This is a genomic window from Micromonospora trifolii (assembly GCF_022229005.1).
Taxonomy (GTDB): domain Bacteria; phylum Actinomycetota; class Actinomycetes; order Mycobacteriales; family Micromonosporaceae; genus Micromonospora; species Micromonospora trifolii.
In genome coordinates this window covers 76474-97519 of record NZ_JAKKFD010000082.1, presented here as the reverse complement: position 1 = coordinate 97519, position 21046 = coordinate 76474, and the positions used below count along the sequence as shown (strand labels likewise).

Genomic DNA, 21046 nt, shown 5'->3' with positions numbered 1-21046 from the left:
ACGGGCTCCCCATGGCCCCGGTCGATTCTTTTAGGCTGGACCGAATCCTGCTCCCGGGGGTGCGTGTGTCCGAGTTGCGGTTCAGCCTGGCCGACGTGGCGGGAGTGCGGCTCGCCGTGTCACCGGCCAACGAGACGGTCATGAGCATGTGGGCGCTGGCCAACCCGGTCCGCTACGCGGTGCACCTGCCCTGGATCGACCGGGCCCGGGTGACGTTGCGTCGTCCCGAGGTGGCCGACCGGGTCCGGCCTCTGGTGGGGTTGGTAGTGCCGGGTCGCTGGCTGCCCGACTTCCTCACCCCGGCGGCCCGCCCGAACGTGGAGATGGCCGAGCAACTCGACCAGATCGCCGCGACGCCGCCGGAAGTGGTGGTCCAGGACCTGCTGTCGACCACCTGGCGAAAGCCGCTGAGCCCGTTCGGGCGGGCGCTGCTCGCCGACCCCGGTGGGCTGCTGCCGCAGGTCGTCGACGCCGTGCGGGTCTGGTACGACGAGGCGATCGCCCCGGACTGGTCGCGGATGCGGGCGCTCCTCGACGCCGACGTGGCGTACCGGGCCGCGCAGCTCGCCGAGAGCGGCGCCGGTCGGTTCTTCGAGCAGCTCCACCCGAGTCTGCGCTGGCACGGCGACCGGGTGATCAGCGACGACACGTTCGAGCGGGACTTCGACCTCCGCGATCGTGGGCTGGCGCTGAACCCGACGGTGTTCACCGAGCGGCACGTGCTGTGGAACCTGCTGGAGGATTCGCTGCCGGCCGGTGCGTACCCGGTCCGTGCCGTCGGGACGCTCTGGGAGGCGACCGCGCCGCCGCCCGGTGACCCACTCGCACGGGTGATCGGGCCGGGCCGGGCCGCGCTGCTGCACCTGCTCGAGACGGCGCTGACCACCACCGACCTGGCCCGACTCACCGGGATGTCCGCCGGGAACGTCTCCCAGCACCTGGCCGCGCTGCACGGCGCCGGCCTGGTGTCCCGGTCCCGCGAGGGTCGGCACGTGCGCTATCGAACACCGACGCCGCAGCGGTCCTGCTCAGGGCCAGCCGGGGCGGGTGAACCCGGCGCGCGATCAGCGCAGCAGCAGCTCGGCGACCGGGCGACGGTGCCGCAGGCCGGTCTCGCGGGCGCGCAGGTCGGCCGGGAGGGCGAACGGGTCCCCGAGCCGGCCGACGGCGGCGACCACCAGCGGGCGGACGCCGCCTGGCAGGTCGAGTTCGGTGGAGAGGTCGGCCCGGTCGAACCGGGTGAGCTGGTGCACGTGCAGGCCGAGCGCGGTGGCCTGCACGGTCAGGTGCGCGATCGCCTGTCCCAGGTCGTACGCCGCCTGCTCGGTGTCGGGGCCGGCGTGGGCGCCGACCACCAGGGTCGCGGCGTGCCGGATCCAGCTCTGGTCGTCGACCGGGAGGCTGACCAGGATCCGTTTCCAGGTCTCGTCGTCGCGATGGCCGAGGGCGAACCGCCAGGGCTGCCCGTTCTCCGCCGAGGGGGCCCAGCGAGCGGCCTCAAGCAGCGAGGCGGACTCCTCCGGGGTCAGCTTGGCGCTCGGGTCGAAGGCTCGTGGACTCCAGCGGTAGGCGAGCAGCGGGGTGAGGTCGGCCATACACCGGATCGTCCTGTATGGGTGATTCGCCCATCAGGACGGGGTGGCTGAATGTGGGCAAGAGCACCCGTAACGGGACGAAGATCAGGACGTTCCCGCGCCCGGGCTCTCCGACGGGTCCGGGGTCGGCGGCGCCGCGGTGTCGAGCGGCTCCCGGTCGACCACCACCGGGCCGGCCAACTGCACGGTGGCCGGTGCCGGGCCGGGTGCGGCAGCCAGCCGCAGCGACCCGGCCGCGGTCCGGACGCCGGTCGGCGTGCCGTCCTGGTCGTAGCAGTAGATGCCCACATCCAACGGGGCGTTGAGCGACGCCGAGGTGGAATCCACCGAGTAGCAGGTGCCGGTGACGCCCTCGGGGGCGTTGGCCGGGGCGACCGCCAACGGCGCCCGGCGGTCGGTGAGCACGTACAGCCAGTCGGTGAGCAGGTGCTGGACCCGGGGGTCCGACCGGCGGGGGATCGCGTCGTCGCGATCACCCAGGCGTACGCAGCTCGCCGACTCGGTATGACCAGCCGACGGCAGGGCGCACTGGAACAGCCCGTCGGCAGTGCTGGCCATCGAGACATCGGCGGTGCCACCCAGGGCGCCTCCCGGCACGTCCACCCGCCAGCTGCCGTCGTTCGCGCTGGTGAAGACGATGGTGCGATCCGGTTGACCCGCCCGGCCGTAGACGTACTGGGCCACCAGGTGACGGTCCTGAGCCGCCGCGGCCAGCGCGGCCAGCTCATCCCGTGCGGCCTCCACCTCGACCGGCCCCGGATCGGCGGGTGGCGGAGTCGGAGGCTGCTCACTGGTGCAGGCGACCAGGAGGGCCGGCAGGGCGAGGACGAGCGGCCCGAGCACACGGCCGGCCGAGCGGATGAGGACGGGCACCGGCCCATTCTGGTGGGTACTGGCGGTTGGCGGGTGCCGGCGCGTACCGGGCCCGTTCCGGCGTGTCGGGCGGGGCGTCCCGGCGTACCCATCCGACCTGGTGGGACCGGCTTGGCCGCGCCCGGGCGGGCCGGATGGTGGGATCACCTGACCCGGCTTCGTTACCCGCCGGATACCCTCATGAGGTCTGACACGCGCCGCCGGCCCCGGTTCCGGCGGCGTCGGCACGCTCAGGGTCGCTGGGAGGGAGTGCACCGTCGTGGCACTCGTGGTGCAGAAGTACGGCGGGTCCTCCGTCGCCAACGCCGAGCGGATCAAGCGGGTGGCCGAGCGCATCGTCGCCGCCCGCAAGGCCGGCGACGACGTGGTGGTGGTGGTCTCCGCGATGGGCGACACCACCGACGAGCTGCTCGACCTGGCCAACCAGGTCAGCCCGCTGCCGCCGGGCCGCGAACTGGACATGCTGCTCACCGCCGGGGAGCGGATCTCCATGGCCCTGCTGGCCATGGCCATCCACAACCTGGGGTACGAAGCCCGCTCGTTCACCGGTTCGCAGGCCGGCGTGATCACCACCTCGGTGCACGGCCGCGCCCGGATCATCGACGTCACCCCCGGGCGACTCAAGGGCGCGCTCGACGAGGGCTCGGTGGTCATCGTTGCCGGCTTCCAGGGCGTCTCGCAGGACACCAAGGACGTCACCACGCTGGGCCGCGGTGGTTCGGACACCACCGCCGTGGCGCTCGCCGCCGCCCTGCACGCCGACGTCTGCGAGATCTACACCGACGTGGACGGCATCTTCACCGCCGACCCGCGGATCGTGCCCAACGCCCGGCACATCCAGCACATCACCTACGAGGAGATGCTGGAGCTGGCGGCGTGCGGCGCGAAGGTGCTGCACCTGCGTAGCGTGGAGTACGCCCGGCGGGCGGGGTTGCCGATCCACGTCCGTTCGTCATACTCGACCAACACCGGCACGATGGTCACCGGATCGATGGAGGACCTTTCCGTGGAGCAGGCACTGATCACCGGGGTCGCGCACGACCGCAGCGAGGCCAAGATCACGATCGTCGGGGTGCCCGACGAGCCGGGTGCCGCCGCGCGGATCTTCGACACCGTCGCCGGCGCCGAGATCAACATCGACATGATCGTGCAGAACGTCTCCACCGAGGGCACCGGCCGGACGGACATCTCGTTCACCCTGCCCAAGGCCGACGGTCCCACCGCGATGGCGGCGCTCAGCAAGATCCAGGAGCCGGTCAAGTTCAAGGGCCTGCTCTACGACGACCACGTCGGCAAGGTCTCGCTGATCGGCGCGGGCATGCGCTCGCACCCCGGGGTGGCGGCCGGCTTCTTCGCCGCGCTCGGCGCCGCCGGGGTCAACATCGAGATGATCTCCACCTCCGAGATCCGGGTCTCCGTGGTCTGCCGGGACACCGACCTCGACGCCGCCGTCCGCGCCATCCACGACGCGTTCGAGCTGGGCGGCGACACCGAAGCCGTGGTCTACGCGGGGACGGGTAGGTAGCGCCGATGACGGCGCTGCCCACCCTCGCCGTGGTCGGAGCGACAGGTGCCGTCGGCACCGTGATGTGTGAGCTGCTCACCGGGCGACGCAACGTCTGGGGTGAGATCCGGCTGCTCGCCTCCGAGCGTTCCGTCGGGCGCCGGGTGCGCTGCCGGGGCGAGGAACTCGTCGTCCAGGCGCTGACCCCCGAGGCGTTCGACGGGGTCCAGGTGGCCATGTTCGACGTGCCCGACGAGGTCTCCGCCGAGTGGGCGCCGATCGCCGTCGCCCGGGGGGCGATCGCTGTCGACAACTCCGGCGCGTTCCGGATGGACCGCGACGTCCCGCTGGTCGTCCCGGAGATCAACCCCGAGCAGGTCCGCAACCGGCCGCGGGGCATCATCGCCAACGCCAACTGCACAACCCTCGCGATGATCGTCGCGGTCGCGCCGCTACACCGCGAGTACGGCCTACGAGAGCTGGTACTCGCCTCCTACCAGGCGGTCTCCGGAGCCGGCCAGTCCGGCGTCGACATCCTGCACGACCAGCTCACCAAGGTCGCCGGCGATCGGGCGCTCGGTTCGCGCACCGGCGACGTACGCCAGGCGGTCGGCGACGACCTGGGCCCGTTCCCGGCACCCATGGCGCTCAACGTGGTCCCGTGGGCAGGCTCCCCGGCGGACAGCGGCTGGTCGTCGGAAGAGATGAAGATCCGCAACGAGTCGCGGAAGATCCTCGGCCTCCCCGACCTCAAGGTCTCCGCCACCTGCGTCCGGGTGCCGGTGGTCACCGCCCACTCGGTCGCCGTGCACGCGGTCTTCGCCACCGAGGTCGACGCCGAGGGCGCCCGCGAGGCGCTGCGCAACGCACCCGGGGTGATCCTGGTCGACGACCCCGCGGCCGGGGAGTTCCCGATGCCGATCGACGCCGTCGGCACCGACCCGTCCTGGGTCGGCCGGATCCGCCGCGCCCTGGACGACCCCCGCGCCCTCGACTTCTTCGTCACCGGCGACAACCTCCGCAAGGGCGCGGCCCTCAACACCGCCCAGATCGCCGAACTCCTAGCCAAAGAACTCCGCACCCCCTAACCCCCCCCGGCTCCCCACCCCCACCCCCGCCCCGCCCGCAGCTCCGCCCCGCCTCCCGCTGCGGCGATCTTGCAGTTTCTGTGCCGACATAAGGGACCAGGGCGACAAAACGACAGCCGAAAGCGCAAGATCGGCGGGGCGTGGGGGTGGGGCGGTTACGCGGCGGAGAGTAGGACGCCGTCTCGGCCTTGGCGCTTAACCGCGTAGAGGGCCTGGTCGGCCCTTTTCAGGGTGCGGTCGGGGGTTTCGCCGGGGCGGGGCAGCGCGACGCCCACGCTGATCGTGCGGCCGATGCGTCGGGCCGCCTCGGTGAGCCGTTCGGCGATCCGGACCGCCTCCTCCGGGCGGCTCACCTCGATCACAGCGACGAACTCATCGCCACCGATCCGGTACAACTCGTCGCCGTGCCGCAGCGCACCCTCCAGCGCCCGGGCCAGCCCGACCAGCACCCGGTCGCCGGCCTGGTGGCCGTACGTGTCGTTCACGGTCTTGAAGCCGTCCACGTCGATCGCCAGCAGGGCCGTACGGCCGGGGGTGGCCGCCGCGATCCGCTGCCCGAACGGGCCGGTGTGCCGCAACCCGGTCAGCGGATCGGAGCTGGCCTGCTCCCGCAGCCGGGCCAGTGTGCGCAGCCGGTCCACGCTCGTCCAGGCCTGCCCGGCGAGCAACTCCATCAGGCTGACAGTGGTCGGGTCCGGACGCAGCGCGCGTTCGTCGGCGACCAGCAGCACCCCACCGGCGTCGGTCGGCCCGACCGGCACGGCGACCAGCGTGCGTACCCCCGCCTCGGTCAGCGGACGGTAGTCCTCGGTCGGGGGATGCCCGGCCTCGCCCAGCGTGTACCCGGCGCCGTACCGGTGTGCCCGCTCGACCATCCGGTCCAGGGCGGCTGGACCCGCCCCGGCCAGCTCGGCGCGGATCCGGGTCTCCAGGTCGCTCGGCGTCGCCGGGGACGGGCCGAGCTGGCCGCCGATCAGCAGCAGTGCGGTGGAGAGCGTGGAAACCTCCCGGGCGGCGCGGGCCGCCGCCCCCATCACCTCCCCCTCGGTCGGAGCGGAGGAGAGCGCGGCGGCGTGCCGGAGCAGCTTCTCGCTGCGGCTCTCCGCCGGTGGGCCACCGAGGGCAGCGATCCGCGCACCTAGCCCGTCGGCCAGCCGCTGCGCGGTCTCCCGCCACGGCTCCAGGTCGGTCGGCTCACTCCACTGGAGGTCGAGTACGCCGATCGCCCGGCCGGTCGGGTCCAGCACCGGTACGCACAGCTCAGCGGTCACATCCGGGCGTACCGGTAGGTAGTCCGGGTCGACGGCGACGTCCGGGACGACGGCGGGAGCGCCGGTCGCGTACACCCGGCCGACGATTCCGGTCCGCGCCGGCACCGTGGCGAAGACCTGCCAGGCTCCGGTCGCCGCGACGCAGCGCAGGCGGTCGTGGACCGCGAGCAGCACGGAGATGGTCGCCGGGGTGTGGCGGGACAGCGCGGTGACCGTCCATCGACAGGCCTCCGGCGTGCTCGACGCCATCGGCAGGCGGACGATGACGTCACGGATGACTCGCTGATGATCCACTCGCACGTCGTTCCAGGTAGGGGAGGGGCCCGGCCGACGCCGAACCGCTCGATCAAGCGTACTCACGGTGGCTGGGACCGGCCGGGCTTCGTACACACGTGCTATCCACAGGCTGTGGACGCAGCCTGTGGACGCGCGGCCCCCCGGGGTGCCGCGACCGGCGATAGCGTGGAGCACCCCGGCGCCGAGGAGGCGAGCCCATGCTCATCGCCCAGCTCAGTGACCCACACCTGACCACCGGCCTGCTCGCAGCCGAACCGGCCGCCGGGTTGCACCGAGCGCTCGGTCGGGTGCTGGCGTTGCGGCCCCGACCGGACTGCGTGGTGATCAGCGGCGATCTGGCCGACCACGGCCAGCCCGAGGAGTACGCGGCGCTGCGCGAGGTGATCGGCCGGTTCCCGCTGCCGGTGCACCTGACCACCGGCAACCATGACGACCGGGAGTCCCTGCTCGACGCGTTCGGCGGCACGCCGTGGCTGGGCGGCGGCTTCTCCGCCTACTACCACGTCGACCACGAGGCGGCGTCAGTCGTGGTGCTCGACTCGCTCGTCCCCGGCAGCGACGGCGGCCAACTCGGCGAAGAACAACTCGGTTGGCTCGACGGGGTGCTGGCCGGGCGGCCCGAGGTGCCCGCCGCGATCTTCCTGCACCACCCGCCGGTCGCTGTCGGCATCCCCGCGGCGGACGCCATCCGGCTCGCCGACGGTGACGCGCTCGCCGAGGTGATCGGCCGGCACCGGCACGTCGTACGGGTCGGCGCCGGTCACCTGCACCGCCCGGTCACCACGGCGTACGCGGGCACGGTCCTCACCGTGGCACCCAGCACGTGGAAGCAGAGCACGCTCACCATGAGCACCGACGAGCAGATCGGCTGGGTCAACGAGCCCACCGCCTTCCTGCTGCACTCGGTCGAGCCCGGCGGCTGCGTGACCCACACCGTGCAGGTCAGCCACTCCGCCGGGCAGACCTGCGGCTTCTGAGGGGTCGTCATGCTGGCCTGGTACGTCTCGTACGGCTCGAACATGCACGCCGCCCGGCTGGGCTGGTACATCGGTGGCGGCTGCCCACCCGGCGGAAAGCGGACGTACCCGGGCTGCCGCGACCGGCGCCCACCCAGCCGGTCGACGCCCGTGTCGCTGCCCGGCGGCATCTACTTCGCCGGCGAGTCCGGTGCCTGGACCGGCGGCATGGCCTTCTACGACCCGCACCTGCCGGGCGAAGCGGCGGCCCGCGCCTACCTGGTCACCCTGGAACAGTTCACCGACATCGCGGCCCAGGAGATGTACCGCCCGCCGGGCGACACGACCGAGCTGATCCCGGCGACCGGCGCGGCCATCGACGCCGCCGTCGCCAACGGGCGGGCCACGCTCGGCCCGGGACGATACGAGACGCTGATCTGCCCGGGCAGCCGCGACGGTGTCCCGATGCTCACCTTCACCGCACCAGAGGGGGCATCAGCCGTGCCGTGCCGACCTCCCGCGCCGATCTACCTCGCCATGATCGCCCGAGGGCTGCGCGAGTCGCATGGCTGGCCCGCCGAACGGATCGCCACCTACCTGGCGGCCCGGCCCGGCGTGGCAGACGCCTGGCCACCGGAGGCTGTAGCGGCCCTGGTCGACGAGGCGCTGGCCGACGGCTGACCCACCGGCTCGGGCCTCGTCGGCCGCTGGTGCGGTCAACCGAGCAGGAACTCGCGCAGCGCGGGGGCCAGCGTCGTCGGCGGCACATCGTGGTAACCGCCGTCGAGGCTCACGGAACGGCCGCCCGGCACTGCCTCGGCCGCCGCGCGGCTCGCGTCCCGTAACCACTGTGGACTGCCGGTGCTGTCCACGGCGAGGGTGGGCGCGGTGATGGTCGCCAGCCGCTCGACGGGGAGGCGGCCTCCGGCGGTGACGATCGCGTCGTACACCAGGGTGTGCGCGACAGCCGTCAGCCCACCCCACATCGGTTGCGACCGCATCCCGGTGATCTGCTCGGCCGGCAACCCGACCGAGGCGCTGAGGAAGGTCTCCACCGCGCCGTCCCGGTCGTCGGCGGCGATCAGCTCGATGAGCTGCGGGGTGATGTCCTTGCGGACGCCCACGTGCGGGCCGACCTGGAACGGTGGCTCGAACATGACCAGTTTGCTCACCGGCAGGCCCTGCGCGGTGGCGAGAGCGGCCAGGACGGCCCCGGAGGAGATGCCGTAGACGGCGGCGGAACCGCCCGCCGCCGCGATCAGGGCGGCCAGGTCGTCGATCTCGCGACCGACCTCGTACGGCGCGGTGTCACCGCTGAAGCCCCGACCCCGACGGTCATAGCTGAAGGCGGTGAAATCCGGTGCCAGAGCCGCACCCAGGTCGCGGGTCGCGTTGCGATCGCTGAAGGCGCCGCCGACCAGGATGACAGCCGGCCCGGCACCGGACCGCTCGAACGCGATGGGTGTGCCGTCGACCGATCGCACCTGCTCCGCCACGGGTGTCGTTCCGCTCACGATGCCGCCCCCAGTCCTCGTTTGTCGTCTCGTCCTTTCTAGACCCTGGGTCCGACGATGTCCGGCAGACCGCGCTAAACGGTGATCGATAGCGGCCTTGGCGTACGTGCTGCTCCGATGCGCTGCCCGGGTCGACCGGTGGGCGTCCGGATGAGAGGCTGTCGGGGCGGGGGCCACGCTCAACCACAGTCATCCGCGACCCTTTCGACGGCGTCCGTCGGCGGCCCCGGTCGACCCAGAGGCCGGGCACCGTACGCGCCGATTCTCACAAGGAGATCCATGTTCATACCCGGGATGCGTCGGGCCGCTGTCGGCCTGACCGCGCTCGCGGTGGCCGCTTTCGGCGCGGTCGCCACCAGCCCCGAGCAAGCCGACGCGCGGCCGAAGCCGGTCGACGTCACACTGCTCGCCCTCAACGACTTCCACGGCAACCTCGAACCGCCGAGCGGGTCCAGCGGCACCATCGCCGGGCAGACCGCGGGTGGCGTCGAGTTCCTGGCCACCCACCTTGCCGAGCTGCGCGCCGCGGCCAAGAAGAAGAACACGATCACCGTCGCCGCCGGTGACCTGATCGGCGCGTCCCCGCTGCTCTCGGCCGCGTTCCACGACGAGCCGACCATCGAGGCGCTGAGCATGGCCGGGCTGGACTACGCCAGCGTCGGCAACCACGAGTTCGACGAAGGCGCCGCCGAGCTGCTGCGCATCCAGAACGGCGGCTGCCACCCGGTGGACGGCTGCATCGACGGCACCCCGTACCGGGGGGCCGGCTTCCAGTACCTGTCCGCGAACGCCTTCAAGACCGCGACCGGCAAGCCGCTGATGGCGCCGTACGCGATCCACAAGGTGCAGGGCGTCAAGGTCGGCTTCATCGGCATGACCCTGGAAGGCACCCCGCAGATCGTCAGCCAGCAGGGCGTCGCCGGCCTCAGCTTCGCCGACGAGGCGGACACCGCCAACCGGTACGCTCGCGAGCTGCGCCGCAAGGGCGTACAGGCGATCGTCGTCCTGCTGCACGAGGGTGGCACCCAGGCCGCCACCGGCGGGATCAACGACTGCGTCGGCATGACCGGCCCCATCGTGGACATCACCAACCGGATGGACCCGTCGATCGACGTGGTGGTCAGCGGGCACACCCACCAGGCGTACAACTGCGACATCAACGGCAAGCTGGTCACCTCCGCCAGCTCGTTCGGTCGCCTGGTCACCGACATCGACCTCAAGATCGACCGTCGGTCCGGCGATGTCGTCTCCGCCGCCGCGAACAACGTCGTGGTCACCCGCGACGTCGCCAAGGACCCGCGGCAGACCGCGCTGATCAACCGGTACAAGACAGTGCTCGGCCCGGTCGCCGGACGCCAGGTCGGCGTGACCAACGAGGCGATCACCCGGAGCCAGGAAACCCTCTTCGGTACGAGCCTGGGCGAATCGCCACTGGGCAACCTGATCGCCGACGCGCAGCTCGCCGCCACCGACGACGAACAGAACGCCGTCGCCGCCTTCATGAACCCGGGCGGGGTCCGGGCCGACCTCGACGCCGGCCCGGTCACCTACGAGGAGGCGTTCACTGTGCAGCCGTTCGCCAACAACCTGGTGACACTGGACCTCACCGGCGCGCAGCTCTACTGCGTCCTGGAGCAGCAGTTCGTCACCGGTCGCACCCTGTACCCGTCGGCCACCGTGGGCTACGTGGTCGACCCGAACGGCACCACCGGTACGGTCGCCGACCCGTGCGCCGGCACCCGCGTGGTCCGGGGCAGCCTCACCCTCGGCGGCACCGCCGTCGACACCGCCGCCACCTACCGGGTGACGGTGAACAACTTCCTGGCCGGCGGCGGCGACGGGTTCAGCGCCCTCACCGGCGGCACGAACCTGGTCACCGGCCAGATCGACCTGGACGCCTTCGTCGACTACCTGACCGCTCAGTCGCCGGTCTCCGCGCCGACGCTGGACCGGATCCGCACCACCGCCGAGGTCCCCGCCGCCTGACGGCCGACCCCGCGAACATCGGGCCCCGGAGCACCAGCTCCGGGGCCCGACCCGTCCCTGCCCGCGCCCGCCTGCCCGCGCCTGCCCGTCCCTGCCCGCGCCCGCCTGCCCGCGCCTGCCCGTTCCTGCCCGCGCCCGCCTGCCCGCGCGTGCCCGTCCCTGCCCGCGTCCGTCCCTGCCCGCGTCTGCCCGTGCCCGTGCCTGCCCGCGCCTGCCCGTGCCCGTGCCTGCCCGCGCCTGCCCGCCCCCGCACGCCCTCGCACGCCCCGGGCAAGATCGCGCTCGAACATGGATGTAGTGGCGTCGGCGCGCGGGGATGCCACTACATCCAGGATTGAGCACGATCTTGATCTCCGACAAGATCATTTGGCGAGGCCAATGAGGAGATCCGCGCAACTTCCCGGATGTTGCTGTCTCCGGCGCGCCCGAGGCACCAACTTCCGGGAAGTTGCTCAGATCTTGGTGCGGGGTGCGGGGTGCGGGGTGCGGGGTGCGGGGTGCGGGGTGCGGGGTGCGGGGTGCGGGGTGCGGGGTGCTTGACGCACGGTGGGGCGGCGCGGCGTGCTCGGTGAGGCGCGGGGCAGGGGAGTACGTCGCGCGGGCGCGCGGAGGTCGGCGATCGAGGTCAGGCGGGGGCGGGCGTGGGGGTGGGGGATGACGGGGTGGTCGTCGCCAGGCCGTCCTGCTCGGTGGTGAGCAGCCGGCGCAGGGAGAGCGCGACCAGCGAGGCGACCAGGCAGCCGCCGACCACAGTTGCCACCCAGACCATGCCGTTGGCGGCGCCGAGGAGCGGGCCGGCGGTCACGGGGCCGATCACGCCGCTGATCCCGAAGATCATCGAACTCATCGCGTTGTACCGGCCGCGCAGCTCGTCGGTGGCCAGCGCGTTGGTCAGTGCGGGCATCACCGGGGACAGCATCGTCTCGCCGAAGCCGAAGATCGCCGAGCAGAGCACCACGCACAGGGCGGCCAGTACGGCGTTCTCACCACTGACCAGGCCGGCCGCACCGAGGACCAGCCAGGCGGCGGCGAACACCGCGCCGACCACTGCCAACGCCCGGGTACGGCTGCGTCCCTCGATCCGGCGGATCACCAGCAGCTGCGCGAGCACGATCATGACGGTGTTGGCCGCGAGCGCCCAGGCCACTACCCGAGGGTTCACCTCGGCCACCCGCACCGCGTACGCGGCGAAGCCCACCTCCACCTGCGCGTAGCCGCAGGTGGTGAGGATCAGACCGAAAATCACCAGCCGCCGGAACGGGCGGTCACGGAGCACCGTCAGGTAGCCGCCGGGCGACGGTTCGTCGACGCCTCGACGTTTGCCGAGTCGGTGGCCCACGCCGGGCAGGGTGAGCAGGATCAGCGCCGGCATCAGGTAGGTCACCGCGTCCAGCAGGTAGATCGCCTGGAAGGTGCCGGGCCGGGCGGTGTCCACGATCGCGCCGGAGGTCATGCCACCGATGCCGATGCCGAGGTTGAGCAGGGCGAAGTTCAACCCGAAGACGCGTTGCCGCTCATCGTCGTCGGTCAACGACGCGAGGATGGTGTTCTGTCCGGACCAGATCGCCGAGCTGCCGATGGCGATCACCGTCATCACCAGCAGGGCCGAGCCGGTCGAGTGGACCAGCGCCAGCGAGCCGGTGCCGATGGCCTCGATCAGCAGGCAGGGCACCACCACGCGGCGGGCGCCGATCCGGTCGATCAGCGTCCCGCCCAGCGGGGACAGGGCCAGGGTGACCACGCCGTACCAGCCGATGACGAGCCCGGCACGGGTGTCGGTGAGCCCGCGTACGTCGGTCAGGTAGATGAACAGGAACGGCAGGGTCAGACCCCGCCCGATCGCCGACAGCAGAGTGCCGAGGAGGATCCGGCGAGCTTCCGAACGGCGGGGCAGGGCGCGACGCAGCATGCCGGCATTCTCTTCGGTGGGTCTGACGCCGCGCGAACCGTTTTGGCCGCGCCTCGCGGTCGCCGGGACCGGCGGGTGACCAATCCCACGTTGATCCACTGGCCGTGATCGCGGCCGGTCGGTGTCCGCCGGGTCTGCGATGCTGGCTCGATGACCGGCACCTGGCGACATCTGCCCGCTACCGCCCGCGCCATCGCGTTGTCCGCAACGACGGCCGTCGCCGCCGCCCAGGCACGCGACGGCCAGGCGTACGACGAGGCGGTCGGCGGTCTCGCCGCGGACGAGCGTTCCGGCCTGGTGCTCGGCGCGGTGGTCCGGTTGCTGCTGGAGGAGACCCATCCGGACGGGTTGACCGGCGACGACATCCGCCAGGTGTTGACCCACTGCGTGCAGGAGTCGACGCGGTGGCGAACGGAGGTCGACCCGCACGTGGTGCTCGTCCTGCTGGCCGGTGCGTTGGGGGTGTACGACCCCGACGGCGACGAGTCACCGCCGGATGCGTCGGCGCTGGCCCGACACGCCCCGCTGCTGGTGGCCGACCTGTTGGCGGCGACCAAGGTGCCGTTGGACGACTACCTGGCCGCGGCGTTCGCGGAGATCGAGCGCACCGAACGGCAGGACTGACCGCACCTGACGGCAGGACTGACCACCCGCGCCACCTCGAACGCGGTGGCGCGGACGGGGGTCAGGCCGGGTCGGGGATCAGCTGCGCCACGACCTCCAGGTACTCCGCCGGGATGCGGACCGTGGCGTCGGTGGCGCGGTTGTGGGTGCGGGCCAGTTCCACCAGATCGGCGTGCAGGTCCGGGCGTCGCTCCTCGGGCAGTGCCTCGAACGCCTTCAACGTCGGCCCGTAGTTGACCCGGAAGAAGTCGGCGAACTCCTCCGGTGTGCCGAAGCGGAAGACGAACTCCCGGCGTACCGCCCGCAGTTCACCCACTGCCGCGCCGAGCAGTTCGCGGACCCGGCCCTCGTCGCCCCACTCCACCGGCGGGCGCAGCCCCGCCGGTGGAGGCACGTGCCGCCCCACAGTACGGAACAGGTCGCCGATGAAGCCCTGCGGCGTCCACGACGCCAGCGCCACAGTGCCGCCGGGTCGACAGACCCGGACCAACTCGGCCGCCGCCCGCTCCTGGTCCGGCGCGAACATCACCCCGACGACGGAGAGGACCGCGTCGAAGGATCCGTCGGCGTACGCCAGACGCTCCGCGTCGCCGGTCACGAACGTGACCGGAAGTCGTTCCGCAGCGGCGCGGGCCTGGCCGCGTTCCAACAGTTCCGGTACGTAGTCGACGCCGGTCACGACGCAGCCGCAGCGGGCGGCGGCGATGGCGGCGTTGCCGGACCCGGTCGCCACGTCGAGTACGCGGGCGCCGGCCGACAGGTCGGCGGCGGTCACCAGAAGCTCGGAGATCGGATGGATGAGAGCGGCGACCGCGCCGTAGTCACCGCTGGCCCATGTCACCTGCTGGCGTGCCTTCACGGCGATGAGATCGGGTGCGATGGTCATCGGTGGTCTCCCTCGGACAGTGTGGTGTGTCACTGACGCTAGGGGCGGCAGCCTCTCGGGGGATCGGTAGAAACACCTATACCGGCAGCTGAAGGCTGCCGGTGCGGTGTCCGATAGGCGTCACAGTGCCGGCGGCCGTCTCACTCCTGGTTCCAGGTGTTGGTCTCGATCGTCCGCCGGGAGCCCTGCGTGGACACCTGACCGCTGGCAATTGTCCCGCCGGACGCGTCGAGCGCCTCCACGACAAGGCCCGCGGTGGGGCGGGGCACCTGCATGGCCGTCCCGGAGCCGCTGACGGCGCTCCTCGCCACCTCCTGCCCATCGCGCAGGACGCGCACAGTGGTGGCGGCTGCCGGCGTCACCACGAGCAGGGACTGCTGGCCCTCGCTGCCGCCGGTGTCGTCGTCGATGGACACGGCCAGCACGCCGGCGGGATCGGTCGGGTCTGCCGTCGTGGTGAAGGAGGTACCGGTGCTGAGCAGGCCGTCGGACCGTGGCTCGTCGGGGGCGATCGACACCTCACCGATCCAGTCGCCGCCCACAGTGGGAGCGGCCAGGACCGTCACCTGGCCGTCCTCCACCGACGGCTCTCCAGCGGCCGGCGACGTGTCGGCCAGGCCGGTAGGGAGACCAGCGAGGTGCCCGCCCCAAACGACACTCGGAAGGGCGGTCAGGCGGTAACCCTCCGACTGGGCCCACTGGTACACCAACTCCCGGGCACGTTGCTGCTCGACACTGCCGCGTACGCGGGACATCGCCGTCGCGAGCTGAGCGTCGGTGATCGGCTTGGAGGCCAGCGAACCCGGCCCGGGTGTTATCTGGCGAGTCACCTCGCCGCAGTCGACCCGCCACCACTCGGGCCGCTGGGTCCGCGCCGTACGGACCAGATAGGACCCGGTCGGCTCCGGGGCCCACCGGAAGGTGTCTCCGTCGGGCAACGGTGAGCTGAGGAAGACGCAGCCGGCCGGAGCGATCGCCACGTGTGCATCGTCCGGGCCGTCCACGGCCAGGCTCTCGTAGGGTTCCAGAGCGTCGCTGACCCCCCGGACGGAGGCGGTGCTGGCCAGTTCCTGGGCGCTGGCACCCTCGTCGGCGACCAGCCACGCCGCGGCGCTCGGCCAGCCGGTGACCGGATCGGGCTGGTTACGGACGAAGGCGGCCAGGGCGACCCGGTGGCCGTCCACGTCGTCGGCGAAGAGGACCTTGACCCCGCTCACCGGCACCGTCAAGCGGGAGAGTTCTCCCCGGCGTTGGGCGGCCATCAACTGCTCGGAGAGCTGACGAACGTAACTGCTGTCCCGAGCGACGGCACCGCGCGGCGGCGACTGGAGGAGTCGGTCCGACCACACCAGCACGGGTGCGATGGACTTCGACGGGTCGGCCGGTAGTGGCTGCGTGGTCCGGCCCGGGCTGGCGATGGCGAAGGCCGTGCTTCCCACGGAGACCACGAGGGCCAGAACCAGCCCCCCGAAGCGTCGCTGCCGGCTCCGTCGGTATCGCGCCCTCGCTCGGCCGTACGGGTCTGGCTGCGGGGTCAGTGTCCTGCTCAACTCGGCGAGGGCCTGGCTCAGCTCATCGTCGACCGTCATGGTGTTACCCCCGTCATCTTCGTCGTCCCGGTCGGTGCTGCGTCAGGCGCCAGCGCCAGGCGCAGGCGGGCCAATCCTCGTGATGCGCGACTCTTGACCGACCCGACGGAGCAGCCGAGAGCGGCCGCGACCTCCGCCTCCGGCAGATCGACCACGTACCGAAGCACGATCACGGCACGGGTACGAGGTGTCAGCGCCCGCATCGCGTCGTAGAGAGCACGCCGTTCGGTAACCGTCTCGGTCATGTCCCGGGTGGGCCGCTCGGGGAAGAACGCGGTCACCACCTCGTGCATCCGGTGGCGACGCCAGACGCTGATGTGCTGGTTGATCATGACTCGCCGCAGGTAGGCCATCGGGTCGTCGACCCGCCGCCACCGACGCATCACCTTCACCAGCGCGGCCTGCACCAGATCCTCGGCATCCTGGGTCGAGCCGGTGAGGTGGTACGCCACGCGCAGGAGATCGATGTAGCGCGTCTCGACGAACTCTCGAAAATGCTCGTCGTCAACTGCCATACGCCCCCGCCTCGATTGGTTACCTCTCACGACTCCGTCGAGGGTCAAAAGGTTGAAGGCCGGCAGCAGACTGTGAAACTGGGCCGAGGGGCATCATCGAGGCGCTGCCAGGTCGCCCAACGGGATGCGGTCGCCGCTGGGGCCTGGAGCCGCTGCGGACCGCAGATATGCCGGAGGGCACATCCAGGAATCGGATGTGCCCTCTTACCTCTGGTCGGGGTGGCCGGATTCGAACCGACGACCTCTTCGTCCCGAACGAAGCGCGCTACCAAGCTGCGCCACACCCCGAGGCGTGCCGACAAATAGTAGCCCACCCGCCCCGATGGTCAAACTCGGTACCCCGCCGCCCAGCCCAGCGGGCGGCGGGACGGTCAGCGTGGGATGAGGGTGAGGATGCTGGCCTCCGGGGGGCAGGCGAAGCGGATCGGGGCGGTCGGGTGGGTGCCGAGGCCGGCGGAGACGTGCAGCCAGGAGTCCGAGCCCGGCCACCGGTGCAGACCGCGCGCCATCGAGCGGGGCAGACCGCAGTTGGTCACCAGCGCCCCGTAGCCCGGTACGCAGACCTGACCACCGTGGGTGTGCCCGGCCAGCAGCAGCCCGAAGCCGTCCGCCGCCATCTGGTCGAGCACCCGTGGCTCGGGTGAGTGCGTCAGCGCGATGGAGAGGTCCGCCGAGGACGACACCGCGCCGGCCACCGAGGGGTAGTCGTCAAGGTCGATGTGCGGGTCGTCGACGCCGACCAGGTCGAGCTGTCGGCCGCCAGCCTTCAGCATCGTCCGGGCGTTGTTGAGGTCGGCCCAACCGGCGCCGGTGAAGACCTGACGCAGCTCCTCGTAGGGCAGTTCGACGCCTTCGGTGTACTCCCGGTCGGGCAGGAAGTAGGTGAACGGGTTCTTCAACACCGGCCCGGTGTAGTCGTTGGAGCCGAACACGAACGCGCCCGGGTAGTCCAGCAGTGGTTGCAGGGCCCGCAGCACCCCGGGCACCGCGCCCGGGTGCGCCATGTTGTCGCCGGTCACGACCACCAGATCGGGGTCGAGGGCGGCCAGCGATGCCACCCAGCGCTGTTTGCGCGCCTGGTCGGGCATCATGTGCAGGTCCGACAGGTGCAGCACACGCAGCGGTTCCGCGTCGGCCGGGAGCACCGGCACGTCGTACCGCCGCAGGGTGAACATGTTGCGCTCGACGAGCGACGCGTACGCGAGGGTGGCCGCGCCGATCGTGGCGGTTCCGGCGGCGAGCCGGAATAGTGTGCGCTTTCGCATGGCGTTCAGGGTAGTTTGACCGTCCATGAGCACGCTGAAGGACCGCCTCACTGCCGACATGCGTTCCGCGCTCAAGGCGCGCGACGAGCTGACCACCTCCACGCTGCGGATGGCCCTGGCCGCCGTCGGCACCGCCGAGGTCGCCGGCAAGGCCAAGCGCGAGCTCACCGATGACGAGGTGCTCGCGGTGCTGACCAAGGAAGCCAAGAAGCGTCGGGAGGCGGCCACCGCCTTCGCCGACGCCGGCCGCGCCGAGCAGGCCGCGAAGGAGAGCGCCGAGGGTGAGGTGCTGGACCGCTACCTGCCCACGCAACTCTCGGACGCCGAGCTGACCCAACTGGTGTCGGGGGCGCTCGCCGCGGGCGGCTTCACCGGCAAGGCCCAGATGGGCCCGGCGATGAAGGCGGCCCAGGCTGCGGTGGCGGGCCAGGCCGAGGGTGGCCGGGTGGCCGCCGAGGTACGCCGACAGCTCGGTCTCTGACCCGGCGGGTCAGCGGCGCGGCAGGACGTCTTGCCGCCGCTCACTGATCCGGACAGACACAACGGGCGGGCACCCGAGGAGGGTGCCCGCCCGTTGTGTCCTACTCGTCGGCTCAGCCGTTCGGACGCCCGCCGGGTCTGGCGGGTTGGCCGCCCGGAGTGCCGTTGGTGTTGCCCGGCGTGCCGCCACCACTGCTGACCTCGATGGTGACCACGCCATTCTTGATCGTGCGTCCGTCCGGGCTGGTGCCGGCCGCCTCGCCGGCCTTGCAGGAGGACGGCACCTTCGCGCTGGAGACGGTCGGCTCGAAGCCGGCGCCCTTGAGCCGCGTCTTCGCCTGCTCCACCGAGATGCACTTCACGTCGGGGATGCTGCGCTGATCACCCTCGGAGATCTTCTGGCCCGGCGGCTCGAACTGGATCTTCGGCTTGCCCTTCATGGCGTCCCGCAGCGTCTCCCAGACCGGCGGGTTGATGCCGTCCTTCTCCGCGTGCTTCATCTTCACGTTGGTCTGCGGCCAGTCCGGGTCGGCCATGATGCCCGCGACCGCGTACTGCTTGGTCATCGCGACCAGCGCGGCGGTCTTCTCCGAGTCGGTGGTGCCGGACTTGCCGGCCACCGGGTAACCGACGTCGCCGCGCACGTTTCCGGCGGTCGCCCCCGTGCACCGGGTGGACGACGACCTGTCGCCGACCGGGCAGCGGGCCGCGTCCACGGCGGCGCGGGCCACCTCGGTGCTGAACCGCTTCTCGCAGCGCGGGTTGGCGATGTCCAGCTTGTTGCCCTCCGGGTCGCGGATCTCCTGCACCGGGATCGGTTCGCAGTACTTGCCGTCCGCGGCCAGTGTGGCGTAGGCGTTGGCCAGGTCCAGCGGGGTGGTCTGCGAGACGCCCAGGGTGAACGCGCCCCACTGGTGCGCGCCCTTTTCCAGGGTCAGATCTTCCTCGGACCGGAAGTTGATGCCCAGCCGCTTGGCGGCCTTGACCACGTTCTCGGCGCCGACCTGCTGCTGGAGCGGCACGAAGTAGGTGTTCACCGACCGGCCGAACGCGCTCCACATGTTGTGTACGCCGGCCATGCTCTCGGTCGAGTTGGTGGGGCAGTACAGGTTGGTCCCCGGGCAGGCCGCCGGGCCGGGCCGGATGATGTATTCCGACCGGAACTGCTTCTGCGCGTTGATCGTGTGGCCGAGCGGGATGCCCTTCTCCAGGGCCGCGACGATGGTGAACATCTTGAACGTCGACCCGGCCTGGTAGCCGGTGATGCCGTCACCGCCGGTGAGCAGCGGGTTGACCGTCGCCGGGTAGTTGCCCCGGATCTTCTTCTTGCTCTTCGCGGGATCGCTGGAGATCTTGTTCTTCGGGTTCTTCGGGTCGTCGAGCTTGAACTGCCGGTTGACCGCGAGCGCCCGCACCCGGCCGGTGCCCGGCTCGATCACCGCGACCATTGCCGCTTCCTTGCTGTTCACGCTCTTGGCCTTACGGACCGCCTTGTCCGCGGCGCGCTGCGCCTGGATGTCGATCGAGGTCACGACGTTGTAGCCGCCGCTCTTCAATCGGCGTTCCCGGTCGTACCTGGTCGAGCCGAACGTCTCCTGATCCATCCACCAGCGGTAGAAGTAGTCGCAGAAGAAGCCCCACTCGTTGACGTTGGCGGCGACGCAGCCGTTCGGGGTGCGCTTGTCCTTCACCTTCAGCTCGACAGCCTTGGCGGCGTCGGCCTCCTGCTGGGTGATGGCCTTGATGTCGACCATGTTCTGGATGACGTAGTCGCGACGGTCCTTGGCGAGCGGGTAACCGGCCTCGGTGGTCGGGTCGTTCGTCGTCGGCGCCTTGACCATGCCGGCCAGCAACGCCGCTTCCTCGATCTTCAGCTTGCTCGGCGGCTTACCGAAGTAGACCTGGCTGGCGGCGTAGACGCCGTACGCGCCGTTGCCGAACGAGGCGAGGTTGAGGTAGCGGGTGAGAATCTCGTCCTTGGAGAATTCCTTGTCGACCTGGAGGGCCAGCCGCATCTCGCGCAGCTTGCGGGCGCTGGTGTCCTCGGTCGCCGCGACGACGTCCGCCGGGTGGGTGGCCGAGTAGGCGATGGCCAGCCGGACGTACTGCATCGTCAGCGTCGAGGCGCCCTGCCGGCCGGAGCCCTCGCTCTGGTTGTTGACGAACGCGCGGGCGACACCGTTGATGTCGACGCCGTTGTGCTTGTAGAAGTCATGGTCCTCGGCCGCGATGATGGCCTTCTGCATGAACGGTGAGATGTCGGCGAGTTTCACGTCCCGCCGGTTCTCGTCGTACATCGTCGCGAGCGGTGTCTTGCCGTCCGAGGCCAACAGGTAGCTGATCTGTGGCGCGCGGGCCACCGTCAGCTCCGTGGGCAGGGCACCGAATGTCTCGGCACCGGCCTTCGCGGCCAGGCCGGACATCGCTACCGCGGGGAAGGCCGCCGCAGCGACCACCACGCCGGCCAGCAGGCCGCACACGAGTAGCGATGCGGCGTTGGTCAGCACATTGTGGTCACGTTTCCGCATCCAGGTCACCTCGGCATGGTACGCGAGTAGGGGACGAGGGGCGCTGGGGCGTTCTTTCCCCATTTCCTGCGCGCGCTGCCCTCGTTGTGCTAAACGCACGACCCCCGGTACTTGGTTGCGTGTGACCCGGCGTGAGTCTCCTCCGATTCGGAGAGGCGGCGCAGCG

The 21046-nt window shown here is 71.3% G+C and carries 17 protein-coding genes, 1 tRNA gene and 1 pseudogene; 8 read left to right on the top strand and 11 right to left on the bottom strand.

Features of this window, described 5'->3' with window-relative positions; all coding sequences use genetic code 11:
* Nucleotides 1-11: 11 nt before the first annotated feature.
* Nucleotides 12-980 (top strand): annotated as a pseudogene (locus NIE79_RS34145) (ArsR family transcriptional regulator); the annotation flags it as partial.
* 84 nt (nucleotides 981-1064) lie between these two features.
* Here the strand turns inward: NIE79_RS34145 and NIE79_RS33435 are convergent.
* Complete coding sequence (locus NIE79_RS33435) at nucleotides 1065-1595, bottom strand: nitroreductase family protein (protein WP_238682373.1); 531 nt, start codon at nucleotides 1593-1595, stop codon at nucleotides 1065-1067.
* An 84-nt stretch (nucleotides 1596-1679) separates the two neighbouring features.
* Entirely contained in the window at nucleotides 1680-2468 is a 789-nt protein-coding gene (locus NIE79_RS33430) for a hypothetical protein (RefSeq protein WP_238682360.1), read from the bottom strand.
* Between the two features lie 259 nt (nucleotides 2469-2727).
* Here NIE79_RS33430 and NIE79_RS33425 point away from each other — a divergent pair, with 259 nt between their 5' ends.
* A complete protein-coding gene (locus tag NIE79_RS33425) occupies nucleotides 2728-3993 on the top strand; it encodes an aspartate kinase (RefSeq protein WP_030489892.1) in 1266 nt (421 codons plus the stop codon).
* A gap of 5 nt (nucleotides 3994-3998) precedes the next feature.
* Nucleotides 3999-5060 (top strand): aspartate-semialdehyde dehydrogenase, encoded by a 1062-nt coding sequence (locus NIE79_RS33420; RefSeq protein WP_091403390.1) that lies wholly within the window; start codon nucleotides 3999-4001, stop codon nucleotides 5058-5060.
* 155 nt (nucleotides 5061-5215) lie between these two features.
* Here NIE79_RS33420 and NIE79_RS33415 read toward each other — a convergent pair whose 3' ends face one another.
* Entirely contained in the window at nucleotides 5216-6625 is a 1410-nt protein-coding gene (locus tag NIE79_RS33415) for a GGDEF domain-containing protein (protein WP_238682359.1), read from the bottom strand.
* Between the two features lie 200 nt (nucleotides 6626-6825).
* Here NIE79_RS33415 and NIE79_RS33410 point away from each other — a divergent pair, with 200 nt between their 5' ends.
* Together NIE79_RS33410 and NIE79_RS33405 are read left to right on the top strand one after the other, a co-directional pair.
* Nucleotides 6826-7605: a phosphodiesterase gene (locus NIE79_RS33410; protein WP_238682358.1), complete on the top strand. Its 780-nt coding sequence runs from the start codon at nucleotides 6826-6828 to the stop codon at nucleotides 7603-7605.
* Between the two features lie 9 nt (nucleotides 7606-7614).
* Nucleotides 7615-8265, top strand: coding sequence for a histone deacetylase (locus NIE79_RS33405; RefSeq protein WP_238682357.1), 651 nt, complete (start codon nucleotides 7615-7617; stop codon nucleotides 8263-8265).
* 35 nt (nucleotides 8266-8300) lie between these two features.
* Here NIE79_RS33405 and NIE79_RS33400 read toward each other — a convergent pair whose 3' ends face one another.
* Nucleotides 8301-9098, bottom strand: a complete 798-nt coding sequence (locus NIE79_RS33400) for an alpha/beta fold hydrolase (protein ID WP_238682356.1) — start codon at nucleotides 9096-9098, stop codon at nucleotides 8301-8303.
* 279 nt (nucleotides 9099-9377) lie between these two features.
* On the opposite strand from NIE79_RS33400, the gene NIE79_RS33395 reads away from it, so the two are divergent.
* Entirely contained in the window at nucleotides 9378-11084 is a 1707-nt protein-coding gene (locus NIE79_RS33395) for a bifunctional metallophosphatase/5'-nucleotidase (RefSeq protein WP_238682355.1), read from the top strand.
* A gap of 625 nt (nucleotides 11085-11709) precedes the next feature.
* Here NIE79_RS33395 and NIE79_RS33390 read toward each other — a convergent pair.
* On the bottom strand, nucleotides 11710-12993 hold the full coding sequence (locus NIE79_RS33390) for an MFS transporter (RefSeq protein WP_238682354.1): 1284 nt from the start codon (nucleotides 12991-12993) through the stop codon (nucleotides 11710-11712).
* Nucleotides 12994-13143: 150 nt separating this feature from the next.
* Here NIE79_RS33390 and NIE79_RS33385 point away from each other — a divergent pair, with 150 nt between their 5' ends.
* Nucleotides 13144-13617 carry a hypothetical protein gene (locus tag NIE79_RS33385; protein WP_238682353.1) on the top strand — a complete coding sequence of 158 codons (474 nt, stop codon included), beginning with the start codon at nucleotides 13144-13146 and terminating at the stop codon, nucleotides 13615-13617.
* A 61-nt stretch (nucleotides 13618-13678) separates the two neighbouring features.
* Here the strand turns inward: NIE79_RS33385 and NIE79_RS33380 are convergent, their stop codons facing one another.
* The 5 genes from NIE79_RS33380 to NIE79_RS33360 all read right to left on the bottom strand — a co-directional run bounded on the left by NIE79_RS33380 (nucleotide 13679) and on the right by NIE79_RS33360 (nucleotide 17872).
* The gene (locus NIE79_RS33380) at nucleotides 13679-14503 is read right to left on the bottom strand and encodes a class I SAM-dependent methyltransferase (RefSeq protein WP_238682352.1); all 825 of its coding nucleotides are present in this window, start codon (nucleotides 14501-14503) and stop codon (nucleotides 13679-13681) included.
* A gap of 140 nt (nucleotides 14504-14643) precedes the next feature.
* On the bottom strand, nucleotides 14644-16092 hold the full coding sequence (locus NIE79_RS33375) for a hypothetical protein (protein ID WP_238682351.1): 1449 nt from the start codon (nucleotides 16090-16092) through the stop codon (nucleotides 14644-14646).
* Nucleotides 16089-16607 (bottom strand): SigE family RNA polymerase sigma factor, encoded by a 519-nt coding sequence (locus NIE79_RS33370; protein WP_238682350.1) that lies wholly within the window; start codon nucleotides 16605-16607, stop codon nucleotides 16089-16091. Before NIE79_RS33370 ends, NIE79_RS33375 begins: the two co-directional genes overlap by 4 nt.
* 211 nt (nucleotides 16608-16818) lie before the next feature.
* A tRNA-Pro gene (locus tag NIE79_RS33365) sits at nucleotides 16819-16895 on the bottom strand.
* Between the two features lie 83 nt (nucleotides 16896-16978).
* Nucleotides 16979-17872, bottom strand: a complete 894-nt coding sequence (locus NIE79_RS33360) for a metallophosphoesterase (RefSeq protein ID WP_238682349.1) — start codon at nucleotides 17870-17872, stop codon at nucleotides 16979-16981.
* A gap of 25 nt (nucleotides 17873-17897) precedes the next feature.
* On the opposite strand from NIE79_RS33360, the gene NIE79_RS33355 reads away from it, so the two are divergent.
* The gene (locus tag NIE79_RS33355) at nucleotides 17898-18353 is read left to right on the top strand and encodes a GatB/YqeY domain-containing protein (RefSeq protein WP_238682348.1); all 456 of its coding nucleotides are present in this window, start codon (nucleotides 17898-17900) and stop codon (nucleotides 18351-18353) included.
* Between the two features lie 112 nt (nucleotides 18354-18465).
* Here the strand turns inward: NIE79_RS33355 and NIE79_RS33350 are convergent, their stop codons facing one another.
* The gene (locus NIE79_RS33350) at nucleotides 18466-20880 is read right to left on the bottom strand and encodes a penicillin-binding protein (protein WP_238682347.1); all 2415 of its coding nucleotides are present in this window, start codon (nucleotides 20878-20880) and stop codon (nucleotides 18466-18468) included.
* Between the last annotated feature and the right edge of the window lie 166 nt (nucleotides 20881-21046).

What these genes read in the sequence shown, in the direction of transcription:
- NIE79_RS33405 (WP_238682357.1), top strand. Translation starts at nt 7,615, where the DNA reads ATGCTGGCCTGGTACGTCTCGTACGGCTCGAACATGCACGCCGCCCGG.
- NIE79_RS33360 (WP_238682349.1), bottom strand. Translation starts at nt 17,872, where the DNA reads ATGCGAAAGCGCACACTATTCCGGCTCGCCGCCGGAACCGCCACGATC.
- NIE79_RS33385 (WP_238682353.1), top strand. Translation starts at nt 13,144, where the DNA reads ATGACCGGCACCTGGCGACATCTGCCCGCTACCGCCCGCGCCATCGCG.
- NIE79_RS33390 (WP_238682354.1), bottom strand. Translation starts at nt 12,993, where the DNA reads ATGCTGCGTCGCGCCCTGCCCCGCCGTTCGGAAGCTCGCCGGATCCTC.
- NIE79_RS33380 (WP_238682352.1), bottom strand. Translation starts at nt 14,503, where the DNA reads ATGACCATCGCACCCGATCTCATCGCCGTGAAGGCACGCCAGCAGGTG.
- NIE79_RS33350 (WP_238682347.1), bottom strand. Translation starts at nt 20,880, where the DNA reads ATGCGGAAACGTGACCACAATGTGCTGACCAACGCCGCATCGCTACTC.
- NIE79_RS33395 (WP_238682355.1), top strand. Translation starts at nt 9,378, where the DNA reads ATGTTCATACCCGGGATGCGTCGGGCCGCTGTCGGCCTGACCGCGCTC.
- NIE79_RS33420 (WP_091403390.1), top strand. Translation starts at nt 3,999, where the DNA reads ATGACGGCGCTGCCCACCCTCGCCGTGGTCGGAGCGACAGGTGCCGTC.
- NIE79_RS33370 (WP_238682350.1), bottom strand. Translation starts at nt 16,607, where the DNA reads ATGGCAGTTGACGACGAGCATTTTCGAGAGTTCGTCGAGACGCGCTAC.
- NIE79_RS33435 (WP_238682373.1), bottom strand. Translation starts at nt 1,595, where the DNA reads ATGGCCGACCTCACCCCGCTGCTCGCCTACCGCTGGAGTCCACGAGCC.
- NIE79_RS33355 (WP_238682348.1), top strand. Translation starts at nt 17,898, where the DNA reads ATGAGCACGCTGAAGGACCGCCTCACTGCCGACATGCGTTCCGCGCTC.
- NIE79_RS33375 (WP_238682351.1), bottom strand. Translation starts at nt 16,092, where the DNA reads ATGACGGTCGACGATGAGCTGAGCCAGGCCCTCGCCGAGTTGAGCAGG.
- NIE79_RS33410 (WP_238682358.1), top strand. Translation starts at nt 6,826, where the DNA reads ATGCTCATCGCCCAGCTCAGTGACCCACACCTGACCACCGGCCTGCTC.